Origin of the sequence: Streptomyces sp. NPDC048514, from assembly GCF_043199955.1 — a bacterium.
Lineage (GTDB): Bacteria > Actinomycetota > Actinomycetes > Streptomycetales > Streptomycetaceae > Streptomyces.
The window spans coordinates 171433-191023 of sequence record NZ_JBICWT010000012.1; the positions used below are offsets into that span (position 1 = coordinate 171433).

The window sequence follows — 19591 nt, forward strand, 5'->3', positions numbered from 1 at the left end:
GTCAATCCCTCTGTCCGTTGTCTCGGCCTGCCGGGGTTCCACGGCCGGCCCGGTGCCCGGCAGGCCGCGGGGGCGTGAACGACCGCGCTCGCAGATCGGGTACGACCCCCAACTGCACGAGCCGGTCGAACCTGGTGAGCGGGCGCATGCCGAGGCCCGACATGTTGTACGTGATCAGATAGCTCAGGCGGCGGCTTCTGGCGGTGCCGCGCATGAGGCGCCGGCCCATGATCCGGCCGCCGCGGGAGGTGCTGGTCATCATGCGCGCCGCGTTGTGACTCATGGCGTGCACGGCCTCGATCCTGCTCATCCGGTCGTCCTCGTAGCCGCGCAGCGCCCGGTCGACGGCGGTTCCGTCGGCGAGGTCGACGTCCGCGAGCCGGGCCGCCAGCCCCTCCGCCTCGTCGATCGAGGTGTTCATCCCCTGAGCCGCCAGGGGATGGACGACGTGCGCCGCCTCCCCGAGCAGGACGATGCCGGGCCGGACGAGCGCCGGGGCCCGGTAGTGCCAGACCGGCATCAACTGGCGGTGTTCCAGGTGCTCTTCGAGCAGCCCCGCGATCGGGCGCAGCGCGGGCACCTGATCAACGAGCCCCGCACACCAGCGCCGCAGCTCGGCCGGTCCGGCCCCGCGGAGCTCGTCCGCCCCCACCTGGACGTAGACCCGGATCCGCGCGTCCGGCAGCGGATAGAGCATGACCAGGCCGCGGTCCGTGACGTGGGCCGACACCTCGTCGTCCACCGGCAGCGTGCCGGGCAGCTCGAAGGAGAGCAACCGGTGGTCGTACGCGACGGGTTCCGCGTCGATCCCCGCGAGCCCCCGCAGGCGCGAGGACATGCCGTCGGCCGCCACGACCAGGCGAGCCCGGATGTCGACGGCCGCGCCGTCCACCATGGCGCGCACCCCCGAGACACGGCCCCCGCCGTCCGTGGCGAGCTCCTTGACCAGGACACCGCGGCGCAGGCGTACGGTCGGGCCGAGCGAGGCGGCCATGCACTCCAGAATCGTCGAGTAGCCGTGGGCGAGCATCCAGGGCCGCTCGCCGCCGAGCGTCGCGAAGTCCATGGCCATCAGCTCCTCCCCGTCGGCCGTGCGGGCGACGAGGCGGCTCAGCCGGACCGCTCTCCTGGCTTCGAGGTGCCCGAGCGAGCCCCACGTGTGCAGGGAGTCCAGGGACCCGGGCTGGAGCACCTCGCCCTTCCAGAGCGAGGGCTGGGTCTGCCGCTTGTCCACCAGGGTGACCCGCAGACCCAGTTCACCGAGGGCGCAGGCCGCCGCCGTCCCGGCGACCCCGGAACCGCAGATCAGCACGTCGGTGTCGAAGGCGGTGCCCGGCGGGCGGCCGGTGCCGTGTCCGGTCGTCACGACGCCTCCCGCTGCGCCACCGGGCCGGCGGCGAGAGCGCTGCGGTAGGCGCCCAATGCCCGCAGTGCAAGCCCGTTCCCGATCAGGCCGTCCGCGTAGTAGGCCAGACGCCGGATGTGCAGACAGACCGGGTTCGCGTCCCAGAGGCCGTCGTCGCCCTGCGCCGAGACGATCCATTCCGCCGCCCGCCGCAGCCGGTCGTCCTGGGCGGGCAGACCGGCGGCGAGCAGGCCGCGCAGGGCCCAGGCGGTCTCCTCGACGGTGCCCCGCGACGGATCGTCGCCGGGCGTGCCGGTATCGCCCGGACCCCAGGAACCATCGGCCAACTGCGCCGCCAGGAGGGCCTCGCGGGCGCGCCGCGCCGCGGGGCGGCCGCCCACTCCGCCGCGGGCGAAGGCCACGAGCGCCGTGGCCGTCGCCGCGGTGAGGCCCCTGTACCACAGGCCCTCGTAGGTGCCGTCGGGCCGTTGGGCGGCGAGCAGCCAGTCCAGGGCCTTGGCGATCCTGGGGTCGCCGCGGGACAGACCGCCGTCGAGCAGGGACTCGACGCACTGGGCCGTCGTATAGGGGCAGGGGCCGTCGTTGGCGAGTGTCGTGTCCGGGACGAAGGTCCCCCACGAGCCCCGGCCGTCCTGCCGCGAGACGAGCCAGTCGAGACCGGTCCGCAGGTGTTCCGCGGGCTCCTCGCCGCCGGCGGGGGTGAGCGCGGCCAGCACATTGGCGCTGTCCAGGAAGTTCGGCCACCCGTGGGGGCCTTCCCAGCCCCAGCCGCCCGGCGGCGCGTCGTAGAGGGGGAACGCCTGCTGCTGCTGGCACCCGCGCAGCCACTGCCGGGCCCGGGCCAGCCGCGGATCGTCCCGGTAACCGGCGTCCGCCAGGCCGCGGGCGACGTAGGACCCGCCGATCAGGTCGAGCCCTTGCATGATGTGCCAGGAGCCGTCGGGCCGTACGTTCGACCGCAGGTAGTCGACGGTGGCGGCGATCATGTGCGCGGGGGCCCCGGTACGGCACAGGCCGATACAGACCACGGCGGCGAGCCAGTTGTCCCCGCCGTATCCTCCGCGGTCGTTCTCCCCGCGCTCCACCTCCTGCAGCAGGCGCAGCGCGGTCGGCCGGGCCAGCCGATGCAGCAGCCCCCCGACGCCCTTCGGGGCGGCGTCGTGTGCCTGGATGAACGCCATGGCCACGAAGGGCGCGGCCCGGAAGGAGAGCCGGGGCCGCCAGAGCCGCCGGGGCAGCAGCAGCAACTCCAGAGGGATGCGCCGCGATCCGCGCAGGCTCCGCAGCCCGGCCAGGGCGAGGAACGTCGTGGCCATGTGGACCATCCCGGGGTCGGCGAGCGACTCCACACCGCCGAGCGACCTGATCAGGTCCAGCGCACGCCGCGCAGGCTCCCCGGCCGTCCGCGGCGCCGTCAGCGTGAGGGCCGACGCCGTCACCACGGTGGGCACCGACTGCGAGGCCGCGCCGGGCACTCCGCCCCAGCCGCCGTCCGCGTTCTGGGCGGCCACCAGCCACTGTGCCCCCCGCTCGATCAGATCGCGTGAGCGCTCCGGGTCGGCGAGGTGCAGGGCGACCACGGCGCCGGCGGTCCCCAGGACCGCGGTGGGGCGGCGGTTCGGCCAGGAACCCTCGGGGCGCTGGATCGCGAACAGCGCCTGCGCGGCGCGCGCGACCGAGCTCTCCACCCGGCTGTCCACGTCTGAGCACAAAACGAACCGTCCTCCTCAGGAAAAGCGGGCCGGTGCCGCCGCCGCGTCCCCGTCGGGGCGGGCGGGAGCGCCGTTCGGGAACTCGTGCCGGGCACGCATGGCCTGCTGGGTGCTGAGCGTGACGGCGAGCATCGGAGCGAGAATCCCGATCGCGACGAGACCGCCGAGGCCCGGCACCAGGAACACGGCCGCCAGCACCATCCGTTCGACGACCAGGACCTCGTGCGACCGCAGGGCGAGATGGGCCGCGGGCTCGGGTCCGGACGCGTACAGCAAGCCGAAGGCACCGCCGCCGAGTCCCGCCGCGACCAGGAGCGTCACGAGGCCGCCCTCCCGGCCGCCCGCCATGGTGAGCAGGCCGGTCGCGGCCACGGAGACGGCCAGCGCGTAGAGCCCCGCCGCCGTGCGGACAGCCGTCCGGGGCCCGCGGCGGACCGGGAAGGTGGCGTATCCGCCCGCGCGGTCACCGGCGACGTCGCGCAGCGTGCCGACGAGATTGGACGCGGCGTCGTGTGCCCAGAACACCGGGACGAACAGGAGGATCCGCACCGGAGGGAGGTCCGAGGCCGTCATCGCCCCGAAGACGAGCGCCCCGCCGGTCAGCGATCCGCGCACCAGATTGCCCAGCAGCCCCCGGGCCTTGAAGAAGCCGCTGTAGGCCAGCGCCCCGCCGATACCGGCCGCGGTCACGATGAGGGTGCGGTAGTTGATGGCGGCCGCCGTGACGACGGCGGCCGCGGCCAGGACAGTGCCGCAGCAGACCGCCGTGCGGGGGCGGATCAGGCCCGAGGGAATGGGCCGTTGCGGTTTGCTGACCGCGTCGAGCTCGCGGTCGAGGTAGTCGCCGAGATAGTGCGCCGCGACCCAGATCAAGGTGGGTACGGCCCAGGCCGCCACCATCCGCGCGCCGTCGTGCCGGTCGCTGGTGATGGCGTGTCCGGCAAGGCCGACCAGGCCCACGTACCAGAGCGTGTACGGCCGCCAGGTGCGCACATGAGCCATGAGGGTGGCGCCGAGCCCGTGCCCGCCCACCTCAGGCGCTCCTCGTGGCAGGACGGTCCGTGACGCTGCCGGCCGGCACGCCGTCGTTCACTGTCGGTTCGGGCGCCCACGGCCGGTCGGACGCCGCGCCGACGGTGTGGCACAGGGTGCCGATCCCCGCCAGGGACACCTCGACCCGGTCGCCCACCGACAGGGGGCCCGAGCCGGTCGGGGTCCCGGTGAGGATCACGTCGCCGGGAAGCAGCGACATGTGCCGGCTGACCACCGCGACGATCTCGTGCACCGGGGTGAGCAGGCCGCGGGTGCCGCCGTCCTGGCGGACCTCGCCGTTGACCCGGCAGGTGATCGGTACGTCCGCCGGGTCGAGATCGGTGGCCAGCCAGGGCCCCAGCGGCGTGAAGGTGTCGAAGTGCTTCGCCCAGACCGGCGGGTGCCCGTTCGGCTCCTCCGGGGCCCTGCGCACGTACGCGGTGAGGTCGTCGGCGCAGGTGTATCCGGCCACGACCTCCGCCGCGCGCTCCGCGGGGACACCCTTGCAGGCCGTCCCGATCACCACCGCCAACTCGGCCTCGTGCCGCAGCTCCCAGGGCTCTCCGGGGTGGCCGACCACGGCTCCGTGCCCGGCCAGCGTCGACGGCGGCTTCAGTACGACGGCGCAGGACGCGGGGTCCGCAGGGCGTCCGGGGCCGGCCGGCGACCCCTGCGGCGCGTAGTTGAGCGCGACACAGGCGATCTTGCTCGGCTCGGCGGGCGGCAGCAGCGTGACCTCGCTGAGCGGACGTGCCGGACCGATGCCCTCGACCCAGCGCCGGGCCCGGCCGTCGTACCGTACGGGCGTGAGGAGATCACCGTTCTCCTCGTGTACGACGCGCCCGTACCCGCGCCGGCCGTGGTCGGCGTATCTGCAGATCAACACCTGTGGCTCCCTGTTCACCAGCGGTGGGTCTTACCAGGCGACCGGCAGCTCCTCGAGGCCCAGCGTCACGTGCCCGCCCCGCCAGCCGAGGCTCTCCAGCGGCACGGTCGGCCGCAGGTCCGGCAAACGCCGCAGAAGCGTCGAGAAGGCCGTCTTGAGTTCGAGCCGTGCCAGGGCCGCCCCCAGGCAGTGGTGCGCGCCGTAGCCGAACGCGAGATGCGGGTTCGGCCAGCGCGTGACGTCACAGCGTTCGCTGTCGGGGAAGACCGTCTCGTCGCGGTTGGCCGCGTTGACCGACACCTGGACCAGATCCCCCGCGCGGATCTCCTGCCCGCCCAGCCGCACCGTACGGGTGGCCACCTGGACGCGGTTGACGTCGATGACGGGCTGGTAGCGCAGGAGTTCCTCGACGGCGGGGACGACGAGGTCCGGGTCGGCGCGCACCTTGTCCAGCTGGTCCGGGTTGCGGAACAGCCCCACCATCCCGGCGCCGATCGCGGTCTGGGTCGTCTCCAGGCCGCCCGCGAGGACGACGACGGTCAGCGACAGCAGCTCCTCCATGGACAGCGCGTCCTCGCTGTCGTGGGCGTGGACCAGCCTGGTCAGGATGGACGCCTCCGGTGCGAGCCCGCCGCGCAGCGCCGCGCGTTCGACCGGCACCCGGCGAGCGATGTAGGCACTCAGTTCCTGCCACGCCCGCTGGTCGGGGCCGCCCTCGCCGAGCCTGGTGATGCGCTCGCACCAGCCGCTCAGCACCTGGCGGTCCTCGACGGGGAAACCGAGCAGCTCGCAGATGGCGAGGGCGGGCAGCGGAACGGCCAGACGCGCCACCAGGTCCGCCGGCGGCCCCGTCTCCTCCATGGCGTCGATCAGTTCGTCGGTCCACGCCTGGATGCGGGGCGTCATGGCCTCGACCCGCCGTACGGTGAAAGCCTTGGACACCAGGGCGCGCAGTTCGTTGTGGGGGCGGCCGTCCATGTTCACCGACCGTGCGCCGCCCGGTGTCTCGCCGGCCTGCCGGGCGCGCTCACCCATGACGTCCCGGGTGAAGCTCCGGTCGCTCAGCACGGTCCGGACGTCTTCGTTACGGGTCACCAGCCAGGCCTCTTGCCCATCTGCCAGCAGCACCCGCGGAAGCGTTTCCTGGCGGCGCAGTTCGACCAGGCGCGGATGCAGTTCGCCCGCGGAGTCTGCGGAACTGAGAAAATCAAGAACACGGTCCATCGTCGGAAATCCGATCTGGGTGATCCGCGTGAAAGGGAGCCCTCATGGCTTCGCGAGGGCGGCTCCGGCGGCCCTCGTAACGTGGCATCACCCTGGCAGCTGTCCTTGGTGCCGACAATCCCTGATTAGTGAGGGAGTTCGGCGGCGACGTAGCACGCGCGATCGCGGCGTGGCCATCCCCAACTTTTCCCCATTGCCGACGCCCGGGCCGTCCGACATCGTGACCAATCGATTATGGAAAGGCGGTACAGCCTGTGCCCGAGCGAGTCTCTTTCTCCGAGGATCAGCTTCCCCGACAGCGCCGGGTGGCAGAGGGTTTCGGCGCGGACCCCGCGCGTTATGACCGGACCCGGCCCAGCTATCCGGAAGCCCTGTTCCACCGCATCGTCGGAGCCCGCACCGGGCTCGACGTCCTCGACGTCGGCTGCGGTACGGGTATCGCGGCCCGGCAGTTCCAGGCGGCCGGCTGCACGGTGCTCGGAGTGGAACCGGACCCGCGGATGGCCGGGTTCGCCCGGGGGCGCGGGCTGGAGGTCGAGGAGTCGACGTTCGAGGACTGGAGACCGGCGGGCCGGTTCTTCGACGCGGTCGTCGCCGGGCAGACCTGGCACTGGCTGGACCCGGCGATCGGCGCGGTGAGAGCCGGTCAGGCACTGCGTCCCGGCGGGCAGTTGACGGTCTTCTGGAACGCGGAGGTGCCGCCGCCCGAGGTGCTGCGGTCCTTCGGTGAGATCTACCGGCGGGTGGTGCCCGACTCGCTCGTCGCACGCCAGTGGACGGCCAGCACCCTCGACGGATACACGATGCTGAGCGGCAAGGCGGCCGACGGGATGCAGCAGGCCGGTGTCTTCGACGCGGCGCAGGAGTGGCGCTTCCACTGGGAGAAGTCCTACACCCGGGACGAGTGGCTGGACCAGATGCCCACCCACGGGGACCTCGGCCAGCACTCCGCGGACCAAGTGGCGCAGGTGCAGGAGGGCATCAGCGCCGTCATCGACGCCATGGGCGGCGGCTTCACCATGGGCTACACCACGGTCGCGGTGAACGCGGCGCTGACCCCCGCGTGAGCGCGTACGAAGGGACGACCGAGATGACGGCGACCGAACAAGGGACCCGGCTGGCCGACCAGTCCGCCGACGCCGCGACGATGCTCGCCTGGTTCCGGCGGATGCGGGAGAGCGAACCCGTCAGCCATGACGAGGAAGCCGGTGTGTGGCACGTCTTCCGCCACGCCGACGTGGAGCGCGTCCTCGCCGACCCCGGCGCCTTCTCCTCCGACTTCAGCTCGTTCATGCCGGCGCAGGAAGACGTCGACCGCTTCATCAAGGGCAACCTCCTGCGCAAGGACCCGCCCCAGCACCGCAAGCTGCGCACCCTGGTGAGCAAGGCCTTCACCCCGGGAGTGGTCGCGCGACTCGCCCCGCGAATCGAGGTGATCGCCGACGAACTGCTGGACGCGAAGGCGGGCGCCGACCAGCTGGAACTGGTCGCGGATCTGGCGTCCCCCCTCCCCGTCACCGTGATCGCCGAACTCCTGGGCATCCCCGCCGAGGACCGCCCGATGTTCGGGCGCTGGGCCGACTCCCTGGTCGCCCCGGAGAGCCAGACGTCCTTCATACCGAACGAGGACCGCACGAAGGCCATGGCGGTCGTCATGCGGGAGATGAACGCCTACTGCCTGGAGCACATCCGCCGGCGGCGGGCCGCGCCGAGCCGGGACCTGGTCAGCAAGCTCGTGGCGGCGGAGGTGGACGGCCAGCGCCTGGACGACGACGAGATCATCGGATTCGTGGGGCTGCTGCTGCTCGCCGGACACATCACGACCACCGCGCTGCTGACCAACGTCATCCTGTGTCTGGACGAGTTCCCGGACGTCGCCGCGTCACTGCGCGCGGACCCGAGCGCCCTGCCCGGAGCCATCGAGGAGGTACTGCGCTTCCGTACCCCCTTGGCTCCGAGCATGCGCAGGACGACGCGAGAAGTCCGGGTCGGCGAACACACCGTACCGGCGGGCAGGATCGTGCTCGCCTGGCTGGCCTCGGCCAACCGGGACGAGCGACAGTTCACGGCGCCGGACACCTTCGACATCCATCGCACACCCAATCCGCACCTGAGTCTCGGCCACGGGATCCACTTCTGCCTGGGAGCACCGCTCGCCCGTCTCGAGGTGCGGATCGCCGTGGAGAAGATGCTCGGCCGCTGGAGCGGGATAGCGGTCGCGGACGGCGTCGAGTACCACGACGCGCGCGGCATCGTCGGAGCCAAGAAGCTTCCGCTGCACCTTCGTTGGACCTGACGGCCCCCAGAAGTGAGGGTACTGCCCGGCGAACAGGGGTGCGAGGATAAGGCGCATCCTCCGTGGAACAGCACGAAAAGGTCGTTTCCCCCGCCGCGTCGGGGAATGGCGCACCCTTCGTCAGGAGGACCGAGGTTCTGTGGACATGGTCACGAAGAATTCAGAGCCAGTCGATCCCGTACGCGTTCTCGCCCGACTCGACTCGCTCCTCAGGGAAGTCTGGGACGGCCTGCCCGCCGATGTACCGGTGGATCGCGACGCGTCGTTCCTCAGCCTCGGCGTCGATTCACTGACGCTGGTTCTGCTGCTCGACAAAGTAGGCGCGGAATTCGACATCGACTGGGAGACCGAGGTGTCACCGGGGGCCGCCAGTTCGCTGCGCTCGATCTCGGATCTGGTCGTGCGAAGGCGCTCCGGCGACGCCGCTTGAATGGCGACGCCGCTTGAATAGGGGGACTTGTGCGTATCCGGGACATCTACCTCGCCGGGATCGGCGTGTTCCTGCCCACGACGCAGAGCATCGGATCGGCGGTGGAACAGGGGCTCGTCCCGGCCGGCACGGCGGCGGAGTACGGATTGTCGGGGGTCGCGGTCGCGGGACGGACCGCGGCGCCGGAGATGGCCCTGGCCGCCGCGCAGGAAGCGCTCGAGAGCAGCGGGGCGAGCGCCGAGGACATCGGGCTGCTCCTGTACACGGGTGTCTGGCACCAGGGCCCCGACGGCTGGGGTCCCCAGGCGTATCTGCAACGGCACCTGCTCGGCGACGACCTGCTCGCGATCGAGGTCAGGAACGGCTGCAACGGAACCTTCGGCGCGCTGGAACTCGCGGCCGGGTACCTCAAGGCTTTCCCCCATGTTCCGGCGGCGCTGGTCACCGCGAGCGACAACTTCGGCACACCGCTGATCGACAGGTGGAACCCCGGCGACGGGGTGGCCTACCTGGGGGACGGCGCCAGCGCCGTCGTGGTGAGCACCACGCCGGGCCTGGCGGAGCTGCGTTCCCTGTGCTCGGCCACGTTCTCGGCGATGGAGGAGGCCCACCGGGGCGGTGAGCCGCTCTTCCCGCCCGGCGCCACCACCGCCACCGCCCTGGACTACGGGGTCAGAGGCGCCGCCTTCCAGCGCGCGGCCGAGGAGGACGGCTCGTGGGTGCGGCTGCTCCTCGGCCACCAGAGGCACAACGTCGTCTGCACCGAGCAGGCGCTGGAGGAGGCCGGCGTGACGGCGGACGACATCACGCACGTCCTCATCCACGGCATGCCGCGCCGGGCGGCCGCCTCCTACCTCAAGATCCTCGGTTTCCCCCTCGAACGGTCGACGTGGGACTTCAGCAGGACCGTCGGGCACCTCGGCGCGAGCGACCACATGGCGGCGCTGCACCACCTGCTGGCGACGGAGCGACTCCACGCCGGGGACCACGTGCTGCTGTGCGGCTTCTCCCCAGGAGTGACGTACAAGGCGGCGGTCGTCCGCGTCCTCGGCACCGACCCGACTCGGAAACGTGAGGCCCAGGCCAGTGGAGTTTGACCTCACCGAGGAACAGCAACAACGGATCCGGCGCATTCGCGACGCCGCCGGCCGCCTGCCCCGCCCCGAGCCGGGGGAGGCCGCCGGAAGAGACGTGTGGCAGGCCGCGGGGGAGTCCGGGATCACCGGCCTGTGCCTGCCCGAGGACCACGGGGGCGGCGGCCTCGGCGCGCTCGACACGGCTCTCGGCCTGGAGGCGTTCTGCGCGGGCGGCGCCGACACCGGGCTCGCCTTCGCGATCGCGGCGCACCTGCTGGCCTGCGGCACCGCCCTCGCGGAGCACGCCGGCGAGCTGGTCCGGGCCGAACTGCTGCGCGGCCTCGGCTCCGGCAGGACGATCGCCGCCAACGCGATGACCGAGGACGGGGCCGGTTCGGACGTGAGCAGGCTCGCGACGACCGCGGTGCGCGACGGCGACGCGTACGTGCTCGACGGGGTGAAGTCCTTCGTCAGCAACGGCCCCCTGGCCGACATCCTCGTCACCTACGCGGTCACCGCACCCGCGGCCGGGTTCCTCGGACTGTCCGCGTTCGCCGTCCCCACGGATCTGCCGGGACTGCGGATCGGCCCGCCCCTGGCCAAGGCGGGACTGGACGGCTGCGCCGCGGCCCGGGTGGAGTTCTCCGGGTGCCGCGTCCCCGGCGCGTACCTGATGGGTGCGGAAGGCCAGGGCAGCGCCATCTTCCAGACATCCATGACCTGGGAGCGGGCCTGTCTGCCCGCGATCTACCTGGGCACGATGGAGGCCCAGCTGCGGCGCTGCGTCACGCACGCCGGGCAACGGCGGCAGTTCGGCCGGCGCATCGCGGACTTCCAGGCGGTCTCCCACCGCCTGGCCACCATGAAACAGCGCCTGGAGAGCAGCCGCCTGTTGCTGTACCGGGCGTGCTGGCAGGTCGACAAGGGCAGTCAGGACGCCGGTCAGGCGGCGGCCCTCGCCAAGGTCGCCGTCGCGGAGAGCGCGGTCGCCAACGGCGTCGACGCCGCACAGGTGTTCGGGGCGAAGGGATATCTGACCGCGGAGGGCGTCGACGGCCGGCTGAGCGACCTCGTCCCCCTGCACATCTTCTCGGGGACGACGGACATCCAGCGGGAGATCATCGTCAAGGGGATGGGCCTGTGAGCAAGCCCGCCAACCTTCACGCGCTGCTCGCCGACGCCGCGGCGCGCACCCCCCGGGCCCCGGCCGTGGCGGGCCCCTGCGGCACGGTGACCTACGCGGAACTCGACGCCCGCGCCGACGCCGTGGCCCGCGTCCTGGCCGGCCAGGACGTCGGCCGCGGCGACCGCGTCCTCGTATGGGGTCCAAAATCGGCGGACGTGCTCGCCGCCATGCAGGCCGTCCTGCGGCTCGGCGCCGTCTACGTCCCGGTCGACCCCCAAAGCCCCGTGGAGCGGGTCGAGACCCTCGCCCACGAGTGCGCGGCACGCGCGCTGTGCGCCCCGGCCGAACTGTTCCCTCGCGTTCCCGACACCCTGCGCACCGCTCTGGCCTGCGTCGACATCGAGATGCCGAACGGCGCCGCCGGGACGGACGGGGACGCGCGCGAGGCGCCGCGTGTCGTCGTCGACGAGGACGAACCCGCCTACATCCTCTTCACCTCGGGTTCGACAGGCACCCCGAAAGGCGTCACCATCAGCCACCGCAACGCCCTTGCGTTCGTGGAATGGGCCGTCGAGGAACTGTCGGCCGGACCCGGGGACAGGTTCGCCAACCATGCCTCGTTCTCCTTCGACCTGTCGGTCCTCGACATCTACGCCGGGTTCGCGGTGGGCGCGGCGGTCTGCCCCGTCCCCACCGAATTCGCGTACGCCCCCGAACGCCTGGTCGAGTTCCTGTACCGGGAGCACATCACCGTCTGGTACTCCGTTCCTTCCGTGCTCACCCTCATGCGGCGCGACGGCGGCCTGCTCGACCGGCCGGCCCCTGAGGCGCTGCGTGCGGTGCTCTTCGCGGGCGAACCCTTCCCCGTCCACCAGGTCCGGGAGTTCGCCGAGTGGACCGACGCCCGCCTGCTCAACCTCTACGGCCCGACCGAGACCAACGTGTGCACGTACCACGAGGTCCGGCCCGAGGACCTGGAGCGCGACGTCCCGGTCCCGATCGGCGCGGCCTGCAGCGGCGACCGCGTCTGGGCGGCCGGTCCCGACGGCCGGGCGGCCGGACCCGGTGAGGAGGGCGAGCTGATGGTCGACGGCCCGACCGTCTTCCTCGGGTACTGGGGGCGGCCGGCCCGGCACGGCCCGTACGGCACGGGAGACCGGGTCAGAGTCCGGCCCGACGGCTCCTTCGACTATCTCGGGCGCGCCGACGGACAGGTCAAGGTCCGGGGCCACCGCATCGAGTTGAGCGAGGTGTCGGTGGCACTGCACACGCATCCGGAGGTCGCCGAGGCCGCGGTCGCCGCCGTGGGGGACGGGCTCGAACGGCGTCTTGCCGCGTTCGTGGCCAGGACCCCGGCGAGCACCCTGGGGAACATCGGGCTCAGACGCCATCTGGCACGGCGGCTGCCCCCGCAGATGATCCCCGACGACGTGCGTTTCGTCGACGCGCTGCCCCGCAACGACCGGGGGAAGCTCGACCTCACGGCCCTGGTCTCCGCACACAACATACGAGGGGTGTCAGTGACAGCCAGCCAGGAACGAGAAGAGATCGCAACGAAGCTGCTCGCGTTCATCCGGGAGAGCTTCCTGTCCGGAGACCCTCAAGGAGAGCTCACGGGTGACACACCACTCCTCGAACTGGGCATTCTCAACTCGCTGAACACCACGGTTCTGATCGCCCACATACTCGGCGAGTTCGACGTCAAGCTGCCCTGGAGCGATGTCACTCCGGAAAGCTTCAAGAACGTCGACAACCTCAGCGCGATGGTGTACGAGAGGCGGTCGTCCGCCCATGCATGAGCTGAAGTCCGACATGTTCCTCCTGCACGCGCCGAGTGTCTTCGACTTTCGCGAGCGTGACGATCTCCTCTTCGCTTATCTGAGCGACAGTGACAGCGTCAACGTGACCTCTGTCTACGAGATGTATCCGATCGGCTGGTTCTCGATCAAACAGCATCTGGCCGAGCACGATGTGCAGTGCGACATCGTCAATGTCGCCTCGCTGATGCTGATGCACCCCGAACTCGACGTCGAAGCGCTGATAGGCCGGCTCGAAGCACCCGTCTTCGGTTTCGACCTGCACTGGATGACGCAGTGCTACGGCGCGATCGAGCTGGCGAAGCTCGTCAAGCGGGTCCATCCGGACGCGCTGACCGTCTTCGGCGGCATCTCGGCGACCTACTACGCCGAGGAACTCGCCCGGTACGACGCGGTGGACGTCGTCGTGCGGGGCTACGACACCCTCGAACCCGTCCGCCTCCTCACCGAGAAGGTGCTGAGGGGAGACCGGGACTTCCGCTCGGTCCCGAACCTTCTCTACACCTCCGGCGATGAGGTCGAATCCACGGGGTTCGACCACAAGCCACAGACCAACTACAACAACGTCGCCAACAGTTGGTCGTACTACAAGAAGACACCGGTGACGCCGCTCTCCAGCAAACTCATCATGACGCTGCCGAACACCGGATGCGCCCACGACTGCGGCTGGTGCGGAGGCTCCCGCTTCGCCTACCGCAACATCATGGACGTCCGCAAAACCCTCGTGCAGAAGGACAACGACCTGATCATCGAGGAGCTCAGGACGATGGGGGAGGCGGCCAAACACACCTCCATCTACGCCCTGCAGTGCTACTCCGAGAACAAGACCCGTATGCACAGCTACCTCGACGCCGTGCACGACTTCGGTTATCGGAGCGTCTATTTCGAGCAGTTCAACCTGACGCCGGACGACACCCTGAAGAAAATGGGCGAATCCACCGACGCCTACGTCTTGCTCTCGCCCGAGTCCCACGATCCCAGGATCAGCAAGGCGGCGGGGCGCGGCACGTTCACCATGGAAGAGATGGAGCGGTGGGTCCCCCGCGCGATGGACGCCGGGATCAAGGGCGTCATGGTGTGGTTCTTCATCGGCATGCCGTACCAGGACCGCCAGTCGGTGATGGACACCGTCGCCTACTCCGAGCGCCTGATCCGCAAGTTCGGCGGCTGGCCCGCACTGCCGCTCATCTGCCCGATGGTGCCCTTCCTCGACCCCGGATGCCGCTTCTTCGAGGAACCCGACAAGCACGGCTACCGGATCTTCCACCGCACGCTCGAAGAACACCGGCAGGCCATGATCGAACCGATCTGGTACCGCCGCCTCAACTACGAGACGCAGTGGCTCAGCCGACGCGATCTTCAGGACGTCTCCTACGAGGCGATCGCACGGCTCGTCAGCATCAAGGGCGAATACGGCGTGCTGCGCAGTGAATTCTGCGAGGCCGTACTGGAGACCATCGACCAGACCCGGCGACTGCTCGGGGAGATGGAACGCGCCCTCACGCTGGACGGCGAGCTGCCCGCCTCCCTCCGGGACGAGATGCGCGCGTACAACCGCAAGATCCTCGCCTACTCCAGCGATCAGATCCTGCCCATGCCGCGACCCTTCGGCGGGCGCTGGTTCGACGATGTGACGGTGCCCGCCGAACTGATCAGCGAGGTGTCGGGCCCGAACGCCCGGACGGTGAGCCACCCCGTGTGAGACCCACCTGACCGGCCCGACGGATTTCCGTTCCTGCGCATGAGACTTCCGAGGTGAGCTGTGCATGCCGAGACGGCAACAACCCAAGACCTACGCAACCCCATCCCCCCGGACGCCGCGTCGAGGGCGATCCCGCCGGAGATCGAGCGCGTGAACCGGATGGTGACCCCGATCCTCCATCAGGCGGTCACCCGGTTCGACGACCGGCTCCGGCCCATGGTCGCCCACCACTTCGGGTGGCCGTCGAGTGATCTGCCGACGGCGACCACCAGCGGCAAGATGGTCCGCGCGACCCTCACCGTGCTGACCGGCGAGTGTTTCACCAGCGACGCCGAGGCGATCTCCCGCGTCGCGGCCGCGGGCGCCGCCGTGGAGATGATCCATAACTTCTCCCTCATCCACGACGACGTCATGGACGGTGACAAAGAACGCCGCGGCCGCCCGGCCGTCTGGCACGAGTACGGGATACCGGCCGCCATCCTCACGGGCGATCTGCTGCTTGCACAGGCTCCGTTGATGCTGGACGGGCCCTGGGCCGCCGACCCGCGCGCGGCGCGGCTCCTGGCCGAGGCCGTGACCCGGCTCGCCGCCGGACAGATGGCCGACCTCTCGCTGGAGGGCCGGGCCGAGGCCAGCCCGGACGAGGCGCTCGCGGTCGCCGCGGACAAGACCGGGGCGCTCCTGGCCTGCGCCTGTGAGCTGGGTGCCCTGCTGGCCGGCGCCTCCGAGGAGGCGACACGACGGTTCAGCCGGTTCGGTCTCCGGCTCGGTCTCGCCTTCCAGATCGCCGACGACATCCTGGGCATCTGGGGCGACCCCCGGCGCACCGGCAAGCCCGTCGGCTCGGACCTGCGCAGCAGAAAGGGCAGCTTCCCCGTGACGGCCGCCCTCGCCTCCGACACCCCGGAAGCCGCCGAACTGGCCCGCCTCTACGCCGACGAGGGACCGGTCGGGGAGGACGAGGCACGCCGCGCCACCGACCTGGTCACCCGGGCCGGCGGCTGGACGAGGGCGGTGCGGGAGATCGAGCGCTTCGAGATGCTGGCCCGCGAGGAGCTCAGCTCCGTTCCGGGACTGCCCGTGGACCGCGTGGCCGCCCTGCTCTCGCTCACCAACTACCTCTCCAACCGGACCCATTGATAGGCCGGCACCCCGCACGAGCCGGAATCGGAGGCCCCGCATGAGTACCGTCGCGCGCGTCCCGCTCGGACGGCCCACGCCCCGACGCCGTAAGACACGACAGATGATGGTCGGCTCGGTCGGCGTCGGCAGCGACCACCCCGTCTCCGTGCAGTCGATGACGACGACCGTGACCGCGCACGTAGACGAGACGCTCCAGCAGATCGCCGAACTGACGGCCGCGGGCTGCGACATCGTCCGGGTCGCGGTCCCCTCGCGCGACGACTGCGAGGCCTTGCCCGCCATCACCGCCAAGTCGTCGCTCCCCGTCGTGGCCGACATCCACTTCCAGCCCCGCTACGTCTTCGCGGCGATCGAGGCGGGCTGCGCGGCGGTGCGGGTCAACCCGGGCAACATCAAACGTTTCGACGACCAGATCAAGGACATCACCCGCGCCGCGAGCGACCACGGCGTGCCGCTGCGCATCGGCGTCAACGCCGGGTCGCTCGACCCCCGCGTCCTGGCACGGCACGGCTCGGCGACCGCGGAGGCACTGGTCGAATCGGCGATGCGGGAGGCCGAACTCTTCACCGAACACGATTTTCACGATTTCAAGATCTCCGTGAAGCACCACGACCCGATGGTGACGATCGAGGCGTACGAACTGCTGGCCCAGCAGTGCGAGCAGCCGCTCCACCTGGGCGTCACCGAGGCCGGCCCGATCCAGCAGGGCACGGTGAAGTCGGCGACCGCCTTCGGCTGCCTGCTCCGTCAGGGCATCGGGGACACCATCCGGGTCTCGCTCTCGGCGCCGCCGGTCGAGGAGGTGAAGGTCGGGGTCGAGATCCTGCGGTCGCTGGGGCTGCGCCCGCGGCAGTTGGAGATCGTCTCCTGTCCGTCCTGCGGACGGGCCCAGGTGGACGTGTACCGGCTGGCGGAGGAGGTCTCCGCCGGGCTCGAGGGGCTGCCCGTGCCGCTGCGGGTCGCCGTCATGGGATGCGTGGTCAACGGCCCCGGGGAAGCACGCGAGGCGGACCTCGGAGTCGCCTCCGGGAACGGCAAGGGCCAGATCTTCGTCCGCGGCGAGGTCGTGCGGACGGTACCGGAGAGCCGCATCGTCGAGACGCTGATCGAGGAGGCGCTGCGGATAGCGGAGGAACAGGGGCAGGAACCGGGGTACGAGGGCGGGGAGGGCGAGACGCGGCCATGACCTTGCTCGAGAACATCACCTCACCCGCCGACCTCAGAAGGCTCGACCGGTCCCGCGACGACGAACTGTGCGCGGAGATACGCGAGTTCCTCGTCCACGCCGTTTCCAGGACGGGCGGCCACCTCGGTCCGAACCTCGGCATGGTCGAACTGACCGTCGCGCTTCACCGCGTCTTCGAGTCCCCGCGTGACGTGCTCCTCTTCGACGTCGGCCATCAGACGTACGTGCACAAACTGCTGACCGGCCGGGCAGAGCGGTTCGGCGGCCTGCGCTCGGCCGGCGGGCTGTCGGGCTACCCCTCGCGGGCGGAGTCCGACCACGACGTCATCGAGAACTCCCACGCCTCCACCGCACTCTCGTACGCGGACGGTATGGCCAAGGCGTTCGCGCTGCGCGGGGACCATGACCGCAAAGTGGTCGCCGTCGTCGGCGACGGCGCGCTCACCGGCGGACCGGCCTGGGAGGCGCTCAACAACATCGGGGCCGCCCCCGAGCGGCCCCTGGTGATGGTCCTGAACGACAACGGGCGGTCCTACCGGCCCACGACCGGGGCGCTCGCACGGCATCTGGACGCGCTCGGCAGACAGCCCACGGATCGCTCGGACTTCTTCGAGAGTCTGGGGATGGCCTACCTGGGAGCCGTCGACGGCCACGACTGCGCCGCGGTGGAGGAAGCCCTGCGGACCGCGGTGCGGATGCGGCGCCCCGTGGTCGTCCACTGCCTGACCGACAAGGGGCGCGGCTACCCGCCGGCCGCCCGTGACGAGGTGGACTGCTGGCACGCGGTGGGGTGCTTCGACGCGGCCACCGGCGCCGTCGCGACGCCGGGCGCACCTTCATGGACCGACGTCTTCGCCGACGAGATGCTCACCCTGGCGGCCGAACGCCCGGAGGTGGTCGGGATCACCGCCGCCATGACCGTCCCGGTCGGCCTGCACAAGTTCGCCGCCAAGTTCCCCGACCGGGTGCACGACGTCGGCATCAGCGAACAGCACGCGGTCGCCTCCGCCGCCGGGCTCGCCACCGCCGGGCTGCGGCCGGTGGTGGCGATCTACTCGACTTTCCTGGCCCGGGCGTTCGACCAGGTGCTGATGGATGTGGCCCTGCACGGTCTGCCGGTCGTGTTCGTGCTGGACCGGGCCGGTGTGACCGGGCCCGACGGACCGAGCCACCACGGCATCTGGGACCTGTCCTGGCTGTCGCTCGTGCCCGGGCTGCGGGTGGCCGCTCCCCGCGACACGGCACAACTGGGCCTTCTGCTGCGCGACGCGCTCGACCGGGACGTCGGCCCGACGGTGCTGCGGTTCCCGAAAGGGCAGGCCGGGGCCGGCGTCGAGGCTGTCGAGCGGATCGACGGCCTGGACGTCCTGCGCGCGCCGCAGCATCCGGACGTGCTGCTGGCCGCCGTCGGCCCCCTGGCGAGCGCCTGCATGGAGGCGGCCGCGCTGCTGGCCGATCAGGGCGTGGAAGCGACCGTCGTCGACCCGCGCTGGGTGGCGCCCGTTCCCGACGCCCTGGTGGCGCTGGCGAGCACGTATCCGCTGACCGTGACCGTCGAGGACAACATCGGCCGCGGGGGGTTCGGCGAGCGCCTCGGCCGGTCCGTCGCCGAGACCGACGCCAGCACGCGCGTGGCCTGCCTCGCCCTGCCGACGGACTTCCTCGGGCCCGGCGGCCGGGACGCGTTGCTGCACGCTCACGGTCTGTCGGCACCGGGGATCGCGGAGCGGGTTCTCGCCTGGACGACCGCGACCACCGGCACGGAGGAGGGCGCATGACCGGCGCCACGCGCACACAGCCCGGCAGCGCCGGACAGCCGCCCGGCGCGCGGGACATGGCCGGCGTCAAGGCCCTGGTGACCGGAGGGACCAGCGGGATCGGCCTGGCGACCGCGATGGCGTTCGCCGGGCGCGGTGCGGAAGTCGCCGTCACCGGGCGCGACGAACAGCGTGGGCGGCAGGTCGCCAAGGCCATCGCCGAGACCGGCGGCGTGGCGGACTTCATCGCCGCCGAACTGCACGGAGAGTCCTCCGCGCGGCGCCTCGCGCAGGCCGCGGTGGCCCGGTTCGGACGGATCGACGTACTGGTCAACAACGCGGGCGTCTTTCCGTTCGGCCCGACCGAGCGGACGACGGAGGAGGACTTCGACGCGGTGTTCGGCCTCAACGTCAGGGCACCGTACTTCCTCGTCGCGGAGCTCGCGCCCGCGATGGCCCGGCGCGGGCACGGCGCGATCGTCAACGTCACCACCGCGGTGGCCGCCTACGGCGCCGCCGGCCTGGGCCTCTACGGCGCCAGCAAGGCGGCCCTGGTGCTGCTGACGAAGGCGTGGGCCGCCGAGTACGGTCCGCACGGGGTCCGGGTCAACGCGGTCGGCCCCGGCCCGACGCGCACGGAGGGAACCGCCCCCCGGGGCGCCGCCCTCGACCAGGCGGCGCTGGCCGGGCCCGCGCGGCGGCCGGGCACGGCGGAGGAGATCGCCGATGCCATCGTCTTCCTCGCATCGGATCAGTCCAGTTTCGTGCACGGGGCGATCCTGCCGGTCGACGGCGGCCGGACCGCCGTCTGACGACGACAGAGCCGGTGGCCGGGACA

At 71.3% G+C, this 19591-nt stretch carries 16 protein-coding genes; 11 read left to right on the top strand and 5 right to left on the bottom strand.

Annotated features, from left to right (window positions below; translation table 11 throughout):
* Position 1: 1 nt before the first annotated feature.
* From ACGFT2_RS26625 to ACGFT2_RS26645, 5 genes are read right to left on the bottom strand one after another with little or no spacing between them, the layout of a single operon-like run.
* Positions 2-1366 carry an FAD-dependent oxidoreductase gene (locus tag ACGFT2_RS26625; protein ID WP_393282554.1) on the bottom strand — a complete coding sequence of 455 codons (1365 nt, stop codon included), beginning with the start codon at positions 1364-1366 and terminating at the stop codon, positions 2-4.
* Positions 1363-3054 (bottom strand): prenyltransferase/squalene oxidase repeat-containing protein, encoded by a 1692-nt coding sequence (locus ACGFT2_RS26630; protein ID WP_393282557.1) that lies wholly within the window; start codon positions 3052-3054, stop codon positions 1363-1365. Before ACGFT2_RS26630 ends, ACGFT2_RS26625 begins: the two co-directional genes overlap by 4 nt.
* A 39-nt stretch (positions 3055-3093) precedes the next feature.
* Positions 3094-4110, bottom strand: coding sequence for a UbiA family prenyltransferase (locus ACGFT2_RS26635; protein ID WP_393282560.1), 1017 nt, complete (start codon positions 4108-4110; stop codon positions 3094-3096).
* 1 nt (position 4111) lies between these two features.
* Entirely contained in the window at positions 4112-4996 is an 885-nt protein-coding gene (locus ACGFT2_RS26640) for a fumarylacetoacetate hydrolase family protein (protein ID WP_393282563.1), read from the bottom strand.
* Positions 4997-5026: 30 nt separating this feature from the next.
* Entirely contained in the window at positions 5027-6220 is a 1194-nt protein-coding gene (locus ACGFT2_RS26645; protein WP_393282566.1) for a cytochrome P450, read from the bottom strand.
* A gap of 305 nt (positions 6221-6525) precedes the next feature.
* On the opposite strand from ACGFT2_RS26645, the gene ACGFT2_RS26650 reads away from it, so the two are divergent.
* The 11 genes from ACGFT2_RS26650 (at position 6526) to ACGFT2_RS26700 (ending at position 19565) form a co-directional block, all read left to right on the top strand.
* The gene (locus tag ACGFT2_RS26650; RefSeq protein WP_393282568.1) at positions 6526-7287 is read left to right on the top strand and encodes a class I SAM-dependent methyltransferase; all 762 of its coding nucleotides are present in this window, start codon (positions 6526-6528) and stop codon (positions 7285-7287) included.
* A 23-nt stretch (positions 7288-7310) separates the two neighbouring features.
* Positions 7311-8516, top strand: coding sequence for a cytochrome P450 (locus tag ACGFT2_RS26655; RefSeq protein ID WP_393282571.1), 1206 nt, complete (start codon positions 7311-7313; stop codon positions 8514-8516).
* 145 nt (positions 8517-8661) lie between these two features.
* Positions 8662-8946 (top strand): phosphopantetheine-binding protein, encoded by a 285-nt coding sequence (locus tag ACGFT2_RS26660; RefSeq protein ID WP_393282865.1) that lies wholly within the window; start codon positions 8662-8664, stop codon positions 8944-8946.
* Between the two features lie 29 nt (positions 8947-8975).
* A complete protein-coding gene (locus tag ACGFT2_RS26665; protein ID WP_393282574.1) occupies positions 8976-10043 on the top strand; it encodes a ketoacyl-ACP synthase III family protein in 1068 nt (355 codons plus the stop codon).
* The gene (locus tag ACGFT2_RS26670) at positions 10033-11166 is read left to right on the top strand and encodes an acyl-CoA dehydrogenase family protein (protein WP_393282575.1); all 1134 of its coding nucleotides are present in this window, start codon (positions 10033-10035) and stop codon (positions 11164-11166) included. The genes ACGFT2_RS26665 and ACGFT2_RS26670 overlap by 11 nt, the downstream gene beginning before the upstream one ends.
* Positions 11163-12947, top strand: a complete 1785-nt coding sequence (locus tag ACGFT2_RS26675) for an amino acid adenylation domain-containing protein (RefSeq protein WP_393282578.1) — start codon at positions 11163-11165, stop codon at positions 12945-12947. Before ACGFT2_RS26670 ends, ACGFT2_RS26675 begins: the two co-directional genes overlap by 4 nt.
* Positions 12940-14667 (top strand): cobalamin-dependent protein, encoded by a 1728-nt coding sequence (locus tag ACGFT2_RS26680; RefSeq protein ID WP_393282581.1) that lies wholly within the window; start codon positions 12940-12942, stop codon positions 14665-14667. The genes ACGFT2_RS26675 and ACGFT2_RS26680 overlap by 8 nt, the downstream gene beginning before the upstream one ends.
* 159 nt (positions 14668-14826) lie before the next feature.
* Complete coding sequence (locus tag ACGFT2_RS26685) at positions 14827-15807, top strand: polyprenyl synthetase family protein (RefSeq protein ID WP_393282867.1); 981 nt, start codon at positions 14827-14829, stop codon at positions 15805-15807.
* Positions 15808-15847: 40 nt separating this feature from the next.
* A complete protein-coding gene (ispG, locus tag ACGFT2_RS26690; protein ID WP_393282584.1) occupies positions 15848-16996 on the top strand; it encodes a flavodoxin-dependent (E)-4-hydroxy-3-methylbut-2-enyl-diphosphate synthase in 1149 nt (382 codons plus the stop codon).
* Positions 16993-18774 (top strand): 1-deoxy-D-xylulose-5-phosphate synthase, encoded by a 1782-nt coding sequence (locus ACGFT2_RS26695; protein ID WP_393282587.1) that lies wholly within the window; start codon positions 16993-16995, stop codon positions 18772-18774. The genes ispG and ACGFT2_RS26695 overlap by 4 nt, the downstream gene beginning before the upstream one ends.
* Entirely contained in the window at positions 18771-19565 is a 795-nt protein-coding gene (locus tag ACGFT2_RS26700; RefSeq protein ID WP_393282590.1) for an SDR family NAD(P)-dependent oxidoreductase, read from the top strand. Before ACGFT2_RS26695 ends, ACGFT2_RS26700 begins: the two co-directional genes overlap by 4 nt.
* Positions 19566-19591: the final 26 nt, after the last annotated feature.

Excerpts from the sequence above, each read along its gene's own strand:
- ACGFT2_RS26645 (WP_393282566.1), bottom strand. The coding sequence starts at position 6,220 with ATGGACCGTGTTCTTGATTTTCTCAGTTCCGCAGACTCCGCGGGCGAA.
- ACGFT2_RS26655 (WP_393282571.1), top strand. The coding sequence starts at position 7,311 with ATGACGGCGACCGAACAAGGGACCCGGCTGGCCGACCAGTCCGCCGAC.
- ACGFT2_RS26660 (WP_393282865.1), top strand. The coding sequence starts at position 8,662 with ATGGTCACGAAGAATTCAGAGCCAGTCGATCCCGTACGCGTTCTCGCC.
- ACGFT2_RS26680 (WP_393282581.1), top strand. The coding sequence starts at position 12,940 with ATGCATGAGCTGAAGTCCGACATGTTCCTCCTGCACGCGCCGAGTGTC.
- ACGFT2_RS26685 (WP_393282867.1), top strand. The coding sequence starts at position 14,827 with ATGGTGACCCCGATCCTCCATCAGGCGGTCACCCGGTTCGACGACCGG.
- ispG (WP_393282584.1), top strand. The coding sequence starts at position 15,848 with ATGAGTACCGTCGCGCGCGTCCCGCTCGGACGGCCCACGCCCCGACGC.
- ACGFT2_RS26695 (WP_393282587.1), top strand. The coding sequence starts at position 16,993 with ATGACCTTGCTCGAGAACATCACCTCACCCGCCGACCTCAGAAGGCTC.
- ACGFT2_RS26700 (WP_393282590.1), top strand. The coding sequence starts at position 18,771 with ATGACCGGCGCCACGCGCACACAGCCCGGCAGCGCCGGACAGCCGCCC.